At 63.6% G+C, this 11648-nt stretch carries 9 protein-coding genes, 2 tRNA genes and 1 pseudogene; 8 read left to right on the top strand and 4 right to left on the bottom strand.

The genetic code is table 11. The features are described from left to right. A pseudogene (locus EN906_RS09370) lies at positions 1-1583 on the bottom strand (hypothetical protein); the annotation flags it as partial. 95 nt (positions 1584-1678) lie between these two features. On the opposite strand from EN906_RS09370, the gene EN906_RS09375 reads away from it, so the two are divergent. Then, positions 1679-2146: a peroxiredoxin gene (locus EN906_RS09375; protein WP_127258257.1), complete on the top strand. Its 468-nt coding sequence runs from the start codon at positions 1679-1681 to the stop codon at positions 2144-2146. A 151-nt stretch (positions 2147-2297) separates the two neighbouring features. Beyond that, the gene (locus EN906_RS09380) at positions 2298-3602 is read left to right on the top strand and encodes a M23 family metallopeptidase (RefSeq protein ID WP_127268135.1); all 1305 of its coding nucleotides are present in this window, start codon (positions 2298-2300) and stop codon (positions 3600-3602) included. 111 nt (positions 3603-3713) lie between these two features. Here EN906_RS09380 and EN906_RS09385 read toward each other — a convergent pair whose 3' ends face one another. Continuing rightward, a complete protein-coding gene (locus EN906_RS09385; protein WP_236383312.1) occupies positions 3714-4880 on the bottom strand; it encodes a M20 family metallopeptidase in 1167 nt (388 codons plus the stop codon). Continuing rightward, positions 4867-6045 (bottom strand): M24 family metallopeptidase, encoded by a 1179-nt coding sequence (locus tag EN906_RS09390; RefSeq protein ID WP_127270913.1) that lies wholly within the window; start codon positions 6043-6045, stop codon positions 4867-4869. The genes EN906_RS09385 and EN906_RS09390 overlap by 14 nt, the downstream gene beginning before the upstream one ends. Before the next feature lie 222 nt (positions 6046-6267). Here EN906_RS09390 and EN906_RS09395 point away from each other — a divergent pair, with 222 nt between their 5' ends. The 5 genes from EN906_RS09395 (at position 6268) to EN906_RS09415 (ending at position 11202) form a co-directional block, all read left to right on the top strand. Then, positions 6268-7434 carry an ROK family transcriptional regulator gene (locus EN906_RS09395; protein ID WP_127268133.1) on the top strand — a complete coding sequence of 389 codons (1167 nt, stop codon included), beginning with the start codon at positions 6268-6270 and terminating at the stop codon, positions 7432-7434. Continuing rightward, the gene (locus EN906_RS09400) at positions 7431-8195 is read left to right on the top strand and encodes an ATP-binding cassette domain-containing protein (protein WP_127268132.1); all 765 of its coding nucleotides are present in this window, start codon (positions 7431-7433) and stop codon (positions 8193-8195) included. Before EN906_RS09395 ends, EN906_RS09400 begins: the two co-directional genes overlap by 4 nt. Before the next feature lie 39 nt (positions 8196-8234). Further along, positions 8235-9275 carry a sugar ABC transporter substrate-binding protein gene (locus EN906_RS09405; RefSeq protein WP_127375149.1) on the top strand — a complete coding sequence of 347 codons (1041 nt, stop codon included), beginning with the start codon at positions 8235-8237 and terminating at the stop codon, positions 9273-9275. A 147-nt stretch (positions 9276-9422) separates the two neighbouring features. Then, a complete protein-coding gene (locus tag EN906_RS09410) occupies positions 9423-10418 on the top strand; it encodes an ABC transporter permease (RefSeq protein WP_013532177.1) in 996 nt (331 codons plus the stop codon). 13 nt (positions 10419-10431) lie between these two features. Continuing rightward, complete coding sequence (locus EN906_RS09415; protein ID WP_127267956.1) at positions 10432-11202, top strand: SDR family NAD(P)-dependent oxidoreductase; 771 nt, start codon at positions 10432-10434, stop codon at positions 11200-11202. 63 nt (positions 11203-11265) lie between these two features. Here the strand turns inward: EN906_RS09415 and EN906_RS09420 are convergent. Next, positions 11266-11341: transfer RNA gene (locus EN906_RS09420), tRNA-Val, on the bottom strand. Positions 11342-11557: 216 nt separating this feature from the next. Here EN906_RS09420 and EN906_RS09425 point away from each other — a divergent pair. Beyond that, positions 11558-11634 (top strand) — tRNA-Asp (locus EN906_RS09425). The last annotated feature ends 14 nt before the right edge of the window (positions 11635-11648 follow it).

Here is an 11648-nt window from a genome sequence, read left to right on the forward strand (position 1 = left end):
GTGTCGAAGCGCGATCCCTCGATCTGGAAGCGGCCGAACACCTCATCGGCCGAAAGCGGCACGCCGTTGCCCAGGCGGCCCGGCACCACCTGGAACTGAAGGTTGGCGTCGACGACACGGCCGCCGAACAGATTGGCCAGCACCCAGAGCCGGGCATTGCGCGCCGAAAACCACGGCCACAGCTGCTTGACGTGAGAGACCTGCATGTCGTGGATGTTGAACGCCAGATTGATCCCCGGCACTTTGCCGTCGACGAACGCCACGGCGGCGGTGCCAAGCATCTCGCCGGAGCCGGCGGACCGGAGCGCGATCTGCTCGGCGACCAATTTGTGGCTCACCGTGTTGTAGACGCCGGCAATCCGGGCCAGGAAGGTGAGCGCCGGCTCGGGCGACTCCGAAGGCGCAAGCGACGATCCGTCGCTGGTCAGGTCGTAGCGATAGGAGGGTTCTTCACCCACCGCTCCGCTTGCCGGCTTCGGCCCGATCGAACCGGCGAAATCGAATGTCGAGCGGCCGGTCTTCAGCAGCAATCTGTCGACCTGGATCTTGTTGCTGCCCGCAACCAGCGTCGCATTGATATCGACGTCCGCCGGCAGCAGTCCTCGCGTGCCGAGATCGAGGACAGAACCCGTCGACGACAAAGCGGCCGTCAGCCGCGATGCGTTCGCGCCGAACCCTTCCGATCCCGTCAGCTTCAGCGCGACGGTTCCCAGCTTGCCGGCAGCGGCCGCCATATCGCCGGTATCGGCCAGATCGACGCTCGCATCCAGTGCCGTGACGCGGTGCGCCGCGATATCGCGGGAGGCGGAAGCGGCAACGGTAGCCGTCCTGCCGTCGATGTCGGCCGTGGACGAGAACTGCATGCCGCCCGGGCCCGACTGCACGACGGTGGCGTCGGTGATCTTGACGAGCTTGATCGCTCCGGTTTCGGGCAGCACGAATTCGACATTGCGAAGGTCGATCCGGCGCAGCGAATCCTCCCGCACGGCATCGAGTGCGTGGTTGATGTTTCCGAACACCGCGGCGGACAGCTTCTCCGGATCGATGAGGCCGTCCGCATTGCGCAGGCCGGCGGTCCAGTCGCCGCCTGACGGCATCGCCGCCACGACGATGCGGGCATCCGAGATCCTGGCGCTGGTCAGCCGCACATCTCCCCACAGCAGCGGGAACAGACGCACGCCGAAGCGCACGCGGCCGGCATCGGCCATCGGCTTACCGTCCGAAGTCTTCAAGCTGACGTCGCTGACCTGAAGCGCGATGAAACTCGAACCGTCGAGCGTGATGCGGGCAGGCCCGACCGCGACATTGACATCGACGCCCGCCAGTTTCTCGAGCGCCGTTTCCGCCTCGGTGCGAAGCCGGTCGGATCCGATGCCGGAGGCGCCAACCAGATAAACGAGCACGGCGGCCAGCAGCACGAAAGCGACCAGACCGGCGAACAGTCGCGACAGGATGCGAAAACCGCGTCCGATCGAAGCCTGACCGAGCGGCGGCACACGGCAGGCGGACGGAAAGGTCCCCAGGTCGGTGATCTCATCACGCCTGAACCGGATCTTCTCGTGCTGCGGTCGCTCCTGATCCACGCAATTTTCCGTTGTACGAACTCGATCGTGGACGAATCCCCGTCCGACACTATATCGGTGTGGCTTCGCGCGTAACCTCAAACAAGGGCATCGGTATGGCTGACCTCGACGTAGGCGATCTCGCGCCGCAATTCGACCTGCCGCGGGACGGCGGCGGATCAGTCAGCCTTGCCGCATCGTCCGGCAAGCCCATCGTGCTGTATTTCTATCCGCAGGACGACACAACAAGCTGCACGCAGGAGGCGATCAGCTTCTCGCAACTGAAGCCGGACTTCGAGAAGGCCGGCGCCGTGGTGATCGGCCTGTCGCCCGACCCCGTCAAGAAGCACGACAAGTTCAAGTCGAAATACAATCTCACTATCGACCTCGCCGCCGACGAGGAGCGCAAGGTGATCGAAGCCTACCATCTGTGGGTCGAGAAATCGATGTATGGCCGCAAGTATATGGGCGTCGAGCGCGCGACGTTCCTGATCGGCCGCGACGGGCGGATCGCCAGGATTTGGCGCAAGGTCCGCGTCAAGGGCCATGCGGAAGAGGTGCTCGAGGCCGTTCGCGCGCTTTGAGGTTTTGCCGGCGAGGTTGGCCCGGTTTCCCTTACAACCATACGCACGCCTGGCGGGCGTTCGCTGCGGGCAAGCCGGCCCTGCAAGCCTTTGTTAACCTTAATAATGTGTAGTCAAGCTGTCGTGGTGTCGTAAACGAAAGCTTGGTCCCGTGAACGCAACCGGTCAGTCCGCAGTCTTCGGCAGGCGTAAGGAGCCCCATACGGTCATCATCGCCCGGGGCAACGAGATCAGGCATTTCACGATCCGACCGTGGCTGGCGGCCTTTATCGGCTCGGCGCTCGCCGCCATTGCCGTCGGCTACCTCATGGCCACCTCCTATCTGGTGCTGCGCGACGATCTGATAGGCGCCACCACGGCGCGCCAGGCGCGCATGCAGCAAGCCTATGAAGATCGCATTTCGGCGCTTCGCGCCCAGGTCGACCGCATCACCAGCCGGCAGTTGCTCGACCAGCAGCTGATGGAAACCAAGGTCAGCGAACTGCTTGAACGGCAGAGCCAGCTGAGCCAGCGTCACGGCCGCCTTGGCCCGCTGCTCGAACGCGCCGAGAGCGAAGTCGGCGCAGCGCCGGCCGAAGATCCGGCAGCGGTTGCGAAGCCGGACAAACGCGCCGAAGTGACCGGCAGCATCAAGGAGCCCGCGCGGAACTATGCGGTCGCCAGCCTGAGCGCCGATCCCGGCGCCGGCGACACAAGGCCGTTCTCGCTGTGGTCGACCCGCTCCGATCCGCTGCCCAACGATTCAGCCGCCGATCGTGCCGACAAGCTCTTCGTCTCGATCAACCAGTCGCTGAAATCCATCGAGAGCGACCAGTTGACCCGCATCAGCACGCTTGCCGACAATGCCTACAAGAGTGCCGATGCCATTACCCAGGCGCTCGAGGCGGCCGGACTGCCCGTCGACAGCGATTTCGGCAAGGGCGACAGCGATGTCGGCGGACCGCTGATCCCGCTCGACAGCTCCATGATGTTCGACAGCAAGGTCAAGGAGTTGGACGAAGCGCTTGACGCCCTCGACCATCTCAAGAAGGAAGCGCGCCAGTTGCCGCTGACCAACCCCGCACCGGGCCACTCCGTCACCAGCCCGTTCGGCGTGCGCACCGACCCGATCCTCGGCACCGCGGCATTGCATTCCGGCATGGATTTCAGGGCCCCGATCGGCATGGCCGCCAAGGTCACCGCACCCGGCACCGTCACCAAGGCCGGCTGGAACGGCGGCTATGGCCGCATGGTGGAAGTCGACCACGGCAATGGTTTTGCGACACGTTACGGGCATCTCAGCGAGATCGACGTCACCGTCGGTGAGAAACTGGACGCCGGCGCCGTCATCGGCAAGACCGGCAGCAGCGGCCGCTCGACCGGCCCGCATCTGCACTACGAAGTGCGCCACAATGGCGAAGCGATCGATCCCTTGCGCTTCCTCACGGTCGGCAAGAAGGTCGCCCAGTATCTGTAAGCGATGCTGGGCTCCTGCCCCATGCGCCGATGACCATCATGATGGCTGACTAAGGCGCTCCCGTCGACAGAAACGCCGTCACTGCCGCAACCAGGGTGGCCGCGCCGACCTTCAACGCGGCCTCGTCGACACGAAACCGGCGTGGTGGAGCGGAAACACCGATCCGACCGCTTCGTTGCGGATGCCGAGCCGGAAGTAGACCGACGGGCGTTTCTCGCTGTAGTAGCCAAAATCGTCAGCGATGGTCCATCCGGGCGTGTTGAGGACGTTGTCGGCGCCGATGCAGGCCTTGGCGCTGGCGGCAATCAGCTCAGTCATCTCGACATCGTTGACGACACCCGGTTCGCCCTTGTGGATGTCGACCTCGACACGCGCCCCGTGGCTCGTCGCCGTACCCTCGGCTATCGTACGAACACGGCGCCAGGCCCGCTCGCGTGTGGCGTCGCTGCCGCTGCGGATGGTGCCTTTCAACGTGACCTTGCCGGCGGTGACATTATAGGCGTTGCCGCCATTGATGGCCGTCACGGAAATCACCAGCGGATCGTATGGGTCGATCTCGCGCGAAACGATCTTCTGCAATTCGCTCACCAGGGAGCAAGCCACGGCCAACGCATCGACACCTTCATGCGGTTTTGCCGCGTGCGCGGCCGAGCCGATGACGGCCACATCGAACGTGTCGCAGGCCAGAGTGTAGGGACCAGAGCCGACGGCAACCTTGCCGGACGGCGTGTAGGGATCGACGTGGACGCAGATGGCGGCATCGATGTCGTCGAGAAGCCCCTCTTCCACCACCCGCCTGCCGCCCGACGGTTCGTCTTCCTCGGCCGGCTGGAAGATCAGGCGAACGGTGCCGCCAAAACTGTCCCGCGACCGGTGAAGATGCGCGGCCACCGCGAAAGCCATCGATGCATGGGCGTCGTGACCGCAGGCATGCATCACGCCTGGATTCGTCGATGCATAATCGACGCCGGAGGCCTCCTCGATCGGCAAGGCATCGATGTCGGCGCGAATGGCGATCTTTCGATTCGACGGCTTGCCGGTGCCGACAATATCGACGGCAAGGCCAAAGCCGGCAACGTCGCGAATGTCGGCAATTCCCTGATCCACCAGCATCTGCCTGAGATAGCGCTGCGTGCCGGCCTCCTGGTTCGAAAGCTCGGGATTGCGGTGCAGGTGGCGGCGGACCTCGATCATCCGATCGAGAATTCCGGCGTCGATATCGGTCGTCACGGTTTTCGCAACACCACCCGCCGTGGCCGAACCCTCAGGATTTGACATGGATCTCTCGCGGGAACTTCGTCAGGGTCTCATGGCCGGTTTCGGTGACCAGGATGGTCTCGCTGATCTCGATGCCCCAGCCATCCATCCACATGCCGAGGATGGAATGAACGACATTGCCCGGTTCAAGCACGGTCTTGTCGCCCGGCCTGAGGCTGATCGTATGCTCGCCCCAGTCCGGCGGATAGGCGACGCCGATGGAGTAGCCGATGCGCGATTCCTTCTTCAGTCCGTAGCGCTGGATGACCTTGCGCCAGGCGGCTTCGACGGCTTCGGCTGATGTTCCCGGTTTGACCGCGTCGAGCACCGCATCCATGCCCTCGATCACCGCTTTTGCCGTGTCCGAAACATTTGTCGGCGTCTTGCCAAGCTGCATGGTCCTGGCGAGGCCGGCGGCATAGCGGCGGCAAACGCCGGCAAGTTCCAGCGCAATCGTCTCGTTGTCTCCGAACCGCCTGTCGCTCCACATGATGTGCGGCGCCGAGGCATTCTCGCCACCGAGGATTGTCGGTGGAAGAGCGGTGATGTCGCCGGCAAAATCCGGGCTGCCTGCGATCTGCGCCGCCTGGATGGCGGCGATGGCATCGCACTCGCGAACACCCGGTGCGATCACCTCGAAGGCCCGCGTGACGGCCGCTTCGGCCAAGGTGGACGCCTTGCGCAAATAGGCGATCTCGGGCGCCGATTTGACCGCGCGGATCCAGTTCACCAGCAGGTCGGCATCATGCCATTTTGCATTTGGAAGTCCCGCGACAAGCCGGGCGTGCGCCTTGGGGGAGAAATAATAGGCTTCGAGTTCGATGCCGATATGTCTGACACCCCAGCCCCTGGCGACGATCCAGCTCGCGATCCAGTCCATGGGATGGCGATCGACGCGCTGAACATGGTCTTCCGGAAAGCCGACCACGTTTTCCGGTTTCATCCAGGCGGTCAGAAGACCGCCGGCCGCATCCATGGCGCGCCCGATCCAGACCGGCTCGACCTCCTCGATTGGAACCAGCACCACCTGCGGCGTGTAGAACGACCAGCCGTCATAGCCGGTGATGTAATGCTGGTTGGCAACGTCGTTGACGACAAGGAGTTCGAGACCGCGCTTCGCCATCTCGGTGCGTATCTTGCGAAGCCGCTGTTGGTACTCGTCTCGGGCAAACGGCAATTCAATCATCTTTGCTCCATCTTTGTCAGATCAACGGTCGCGGGGTTCGCTCACCATTGAAGGGGTTTCGCCACGGCGGCAATCGGCCAGGACGACGCGTGGGCAGGTCCTGAACCGAATAGGCCCTCCACGGCCTTCCCCAGGAAAACTTCGGCGTGAATTTATTTTTGAATTCCATTTGACTGAATAAATAAGCAATGCAAAGCTGCGCTCTCCTAAGGGGCGCAAGGCATGGCACTGCGGGGGACCAATCAGGAGTTCGGGCGGCCGTACAATCGGCGCATCGTGCTTGAGTCCATCCGCCTTCATGGACCGATCGCCCGCGGCGAGATCGCCCGGCGCGTCGGCCTCACCGTCCAGACGGTATCGACCATCGTTCGCGAACTGGAAGATCAGGACTACATCCTGTCGCTGCGCGAAGAGCCGAAGGGGCGCGGCCTGCCGCCGGCAACGCTCCGGATCAACCCCGATGGCGGCTATGCCGTCGGCATCCACATCACTCCGCTTGGTATCAGCGCCGCCTTGATCAATCTGAGCGGCGACGTGATCGAGAGCATCTACCGCGAGGCGCCGAACGCGGCGCCGGACCACGCCTTCGAGCTGATCGGGGCGATGGTGGTGGAATTGACCAGACTGCGGGCTGGCGGACGGGTGCTGGGCGTTGGCATGGCCCTGCCCGGCCCATTCGACGTGGAGTCCATGAGTTTCGTCGGGCCAACCACCATGACCGGCTGGAAGGATGTGGCGCTGCGCGAACGGCTGGCGGCCTCCACCGGATTGCCGGCCTTCTTTGAAACCGATATGGCAGCGGCCGCCATGGGCGAGCGCCTCTACGGCCTCGGCGCCCAGTTTTCCGAATATTACTATCTCTATTTCGGCGTTGGCCTTGGCGGCGTCATGGTTCATGACGGCAGCGCCTTGCGCGGCGCCTGGGGAAATGCCGGCGAGATCGGGCACATTCCCGTTATTCCGGGCGGCGAGGCCTGCCCGTGCGGCAACAGCGGCTGTCTCGAAAGATATTTGTCGCTCGAGGCACGCCGGCGCTGGAACGGCAGCGAGGCGGATTGGGTCGCCGAAGTCGCACCGATCTTTCACAACGCCGTCGCCGTCATCGAGAACCTGTTCGACCCGGAGACGGTCATCCTCGGCGGGCTGGCGTCCACCGACCTGCTCGAAATGCTGGCTGGTTCGGCCGGAGGCCTGCACAACTCCGTCTCGGCCCGCAAGGACCGCACGACGCCCAGGGTTGTGGTCGCGCGCGGCGGACAGCATTCCGTGCTGCGCGGCGCCGCCGCCCTTGCGGTTTCCGGGGTGCTGTCACCTCGCTTCGGGCAGATGTTCGCGGCCGAACGCGAACGCGAGCGCGACCTTCTCAAAGGCAGGGAGATTGCGGCATGAGTGAACCCCTGCTGGTGCTCGACAACGTCACCAAGAACTATGGCGCGATCGAAGCGCTCAAGGGGATCAGCTTCTCGATCGGCAAGGGCGAGGTCGTGGCGCTGCTGGGCGACAACGGCGCCGGCAAATCGACACTGGTGAAGATCATATCGGGCGGACTGGAGCCGACCTCCGGGCGCATGCTGTTCGAGGGCAAGGAATTCCTTGCCAAATCACCAGCCGAGGCCAAGGCGGCCGGCATCGAGACCGTCTACCAGGATCTCTCGCTGTGCACCAATGTCGACGTGGTCGCCAATTTCTTCATGGGCCGTGAGATCACACGCAAGTTTCTCGGCATTCCCGTGCTCGACGAGCGCGCCATGGAAGCCGTCGTCGGAAGGGCGCTGGCCAATGCCGGCACCCGCATTCCCTCGCTGCGGGCCAATGTCGAGCATCTCTCGGGCGGCCAACGGCAAGCCATCGAGCTCAACCGTTTCGTGCACTGGGGCGGCAAGCTGGTGCTGCTCGATGAACCGTTCGCCGCCCTCGGCGTCGAACAGACACGGCGCGGCCTCGACATGATCCGCCAAGTGGCGAACCAGGGCATCGGCGTCGTCATCATCACCCATATCATGCAGCAGGCTTTTCAGGTCGCCGACCGGATCGTGGTGATCCGCCAGGGCGTCGTGGCCGGCGATGTCGCACGCAATAAAACAAGTCCCGATGCGGTGATCAACATGATCACCGGTGAGACGCTTGCCGGTGCCGGACCGACAGGCTGAGGGACAAAAGAGGGGTCCGGCTTAAGAGGAGCGAACGACATGAAGCGAATACTTCTTGCTGTCTTCGGTATCCTTGCACTGGCCTTTGCCACGCTCACGCCGGCATTCGCCCAGTCCAAGGGTATCATCTACTATATGGTGCCGACGCTGCTGGACGAGTTCCAGACCGGCTCGGTGAGCGCGCTGGAACTGTTCCTGAAGCAGACCGGCTACGAGATGAAGACGCTGAACGCCGACAACAAGACCGACGCCCAGCAATCGCAGATGAACGATGTCATCGCGCTGAAGCCGGCGGCCATCATCCTGGCGGCAGTCGACTTCAATGCCCTGAAACCGTCGATCGAGGCGGCCCGGGCCGCCGGCATCCCGGTGGTCGAGTTCGACCGCCAGATCACCTCGACGCCATCCGACTTCACCTCTGTCGCCGGAACGGTCGAGATCGGCTACGTAGCCGCGGACCAGGCCGAGAAGCTGCTGAAGGCAAAGCACGGTTCGGTGAAGGGCAAGGTGCTGCAGGTCCTCGGCGACCCCGGCGACCCCTATACGCTCGACATCCAGAAGGGCTTCGAGGAGAAGATGAAGGCGTTGCCGGACGTCAAGATCATCTCGCTTCCGGCCATGCAATGGGAAGCCAGCAATGCCGGCACAATCGTTGCCGACCAGATGCTGGCGAACCCCGACATCGACCTGATCTTCAGCCATGCCGCGCACCTGTCGGTCGCCGCCGTCGCCTCGCTCGAGGCGGCCGGCAAGAAGCCGGGCGACGTCATGCTGATGAGCTCGAACGGCGCTCCGGTCGGCCTCGACCTGATCCGCAAGGGCTGGCTCAACGCCGAAATCGAGCAGCCGCTCTACGCGCAGGCCGCGGCTGTCGCGATGTTCATGGACAAGATCGTCAAGAAGCAAGAAATCAAGCCCGGTGAATACGACGTGCTCGGCTTGAAATCGACCGTGACCAAGGAAGCCTGGGGTCCGAGCATCAAGATCCCGGGTGACGCCATCACCAAGCAAAACGTCGACAACCCGGCCTTCTGGGGCAACCAGAAGCCGCCGACGGACACCGTCAAATCGTTCGAATAGTCATTGAAAGCGCTCCGGTCCGTTACGGCCCGCAGCCTGCCCTTTCATGACGCCGCGTCCAAAAGACGCCGGGGCGAATTTGAATCCGCGCCCGAACCCGACGAAATCGAATTGATTTCGCGGGGCATGCGCCAACCGGATCAGCCCATGAACCCGCGCACACGCAAAGCCCTGGAGTTCGTACTCGACAACCTCGTCTGGTTCATGCTGCTGTTCGTGCTGGTGGTCTTCTCCATCTTCGTCCCGAACTACTTTCAGCTCGGCATCTTCGCCAACATCATCGAGGCTTCCAGCGTGCTCGGCGTCATGTCGATCGGCCTGGCGCTGGTGATCATCGCCGGCCACATGGATCTGTCGGTCGAATCCGTCGCAGCGCTTAGCGCCATGGCGGTCGGCATCCTGTTCTGCTCGTCGGGCATCGGCATGGGCGTGCAACTGCATCCCGAATGGCTGATGGTTCCGGTTTCGCTGCTGCTGGCGCTGGCCGTCGGCGGTCTCATCGGCGCCTTCAACGGCTATCTGGTGGTCAAGGTGAAGATGAGCGCCTTCATCATCACGCTGGCGTCCTACATCTGGGTGCGCGGCCTCGTGCTGGTCGTGTCGGGCGGCCGCTCGGCGCAGGATCTTGCACCGGCCATCCGCTGGTTCGGCATCCAGCGCCTTGTCGGCCTGCCACTTACCGCCTGGATCGCGGTTGGCTGTTTCGTGGTCTTTTCGCTGATCATGGCCAAGACGCCGTTCGGCCGGCATCTGGTGATGATCGGCGGCAACGAGACGGCGACCTTCCGCGCCGGCATCCGGGTGAACCGCAATCTCATCATCGCCTTCGTGCTTGCCGGCGCGATTGCCGGCCTTGCCGGCTGGCTGCTGGCGATCCGCACGTCGGGCGCCACCGCCAATCTCGGCGTCGGCCTGCTGTTCAACGCCTTCGCCGCGGTCGTCATCGGCGGCGTCAGCCTCAAAGGCGGCGTCGGCACCCTGCCCGGCGTCTATGCCGGCGTGCTGCTGCTCTCGGCCATCAACACGGCGATCAATTTGATGGGCCTGCCGGCCAATTTTACCCAGGTGATCCACGGCCTGCTGGTGCTGGCGGCCGTGCTGCTCGACGCCTTCAAGCAAACCATTCGCCAAAGACTCGCATGACAGGACGGCTCGCATGACCAATCGGTTACAAGGCAAGGTAGCGCTGATCATCGGCAGCGCCCGCGGCATCGGCAAGGGCATCGCGCTACGCTTTGCCGAGGAAGGCGCAAGGCTGGTGCTCGCCGACACCGAGGCCGATGCCGGGCAAGCCACCGCTGACGAGTTGGGCGTCCCCTTCATCCGCACCGACATCTCGCAAATGAGCGACGCCGAGGCCGCCGTGGCGCTGGCGCTGAAGCAGCATGGCCGCCTCGACATCATCGTGCAGAATGCCGGCATCTATCCCTGGCAACTGATCGAGAATACCAGCGCCGACGACTGGGACCGCGTCATGGCGGTCAATCTGCGCGGCACCTTCAATGCCAGCCGCGCGGCCCTGGTGCCGATGAAGGCGCAAGGCTTTGGCCGCATGCTCTACACCTCCTCCATCACCGGCCCGCATGTCACCAGCCCCGGCCACGGCCACTATTCGGCCAGCAAGGCCGGCATCAACGGCTTCATCCGTGCCGCCGCGCTCGAATTCTCCGGCTACGGCATCACCGTCAACGGTGTCGAGCCCGGCAACATCCTGACCGAAGCCATCGAGCTGCATCGCGGCGCGGCTTACATCAAGAACATGGAGGACTCCATTCCGCTCGGCCGCCTCGGCAGCCCGCGCGACGTCGCCAACGCCTTCCTGTTCCTCGCCTCCGACGATGCCAGCTACATCACCGGCACGACCATCGTCGTCGATGGCGGGCAGTTGCTGCCGGAGGGCAATGATTTTCGACTGTTGCCGCCGTGATTGCAGCATCTACCGAACGACTCGGTTCCGTGTCTTGGCAACAGTTTGAATGGACTAATGGAATGGTGGGCGATGACGGGCTCGAACCGCCGACATCTTCGGTGTAAACGAAGCGCTCTACCAACTGAGCTAATCGCCCGCTCCGGGCCGGACCTTTAAGCGGTCAGGGTCCGCTTCGCAAGGCCAAATGAGCGCAGGATGCCCTGGTTGGATGCCGGTTTTGCCAACAAAACGCCGGCTGTCAAAAAACCTTCTCCTGTTTGCTGTTATGCTGTCCTGTCACGCTTGACACCCGGTGGCGAACCCCTTATCCAGCGCCCCAACGACGAACACGGCTGACACGTGTTCGCCATGCGCGGGTGTAGCTCAGTTGGTTAGAGTGCCGGCCTGTCACGCCGGAGGTCGCGGGTTCGAGCCCCGTCACTCGCGCCATTTATTTCAAGGGG

Origin of the sequence: Mesorhizobium sp. M7A.F.Ca.CA.004.06.1.1, from assembly GCF_003999135.1 — a bacterium.
Classification (GTDB): domain Bacteria; phylum Pseudomonadota; class Alphaproteobacteria; order Rhizobiales; family Rhizobiaceae; genus Mesorhizobium.

Excerpts from the sequence above, each read along its gene's own strand:
- EN906_RS09375 (WP_127258257.1), top strand. The coding sequence starts at position 1,679 with ATGGCTGACCTCGACGTAGGCGATCTCGCGCCGCAATTCGACCTGCCG.
- EN906_RS09385 (WP_236383312.1), bottom strand. The coding sequence starts at position 4,880 with ATGTCAAATCCTGAGGGTTCGGCCACGGCGGGTGGTGTTGCGAAAACC.
- EN906_RS09390 (WP_127270913.1), bottom strand. The coding sequence starts at position 6,045 with ATGATTGAATTGCCGTTTGCCCGAGACGAGTACCAACAGCGGCTTCGC.
- EN906_RS09395 (WP_127268133.1), top strand. The coding sequence starts at position 6,268 with ATGGCACTGCGGGGGACCAATCAGGAGTTCGGGCGGCCGTACAATCGG.
- EN906_RS09400 (WP_127268132.1), top strand. The coding sequence starts at position 7,431 with ATGAGTGAACCCCTGCTGGTGCTCGACAACGTCACCAAGAACTATGGC.
- EN906_RS09405 (WP_127375149.1), top strand. The coding sequence starts at position 8,235 with ATGAAGCGAATACTTCTTGCTGTCTTCGGTATCCTTGCACTGGCCTTT.
- EN906_RS09410 (WP_013532177.1), top strand. The coding sequence starts at position 9,423 with ATGAACCCGCGCACACGCAAAGCCCTGGAGTTCGTACTCGACAACCTC.
- EN906_RS09415 (WP_127267956.1), top strand. The coding sequence starts at position 10,432 with ATGACCAATCGGTTACAAGGCAAGGTAGCGCTGATCATCGGCAGCGCC.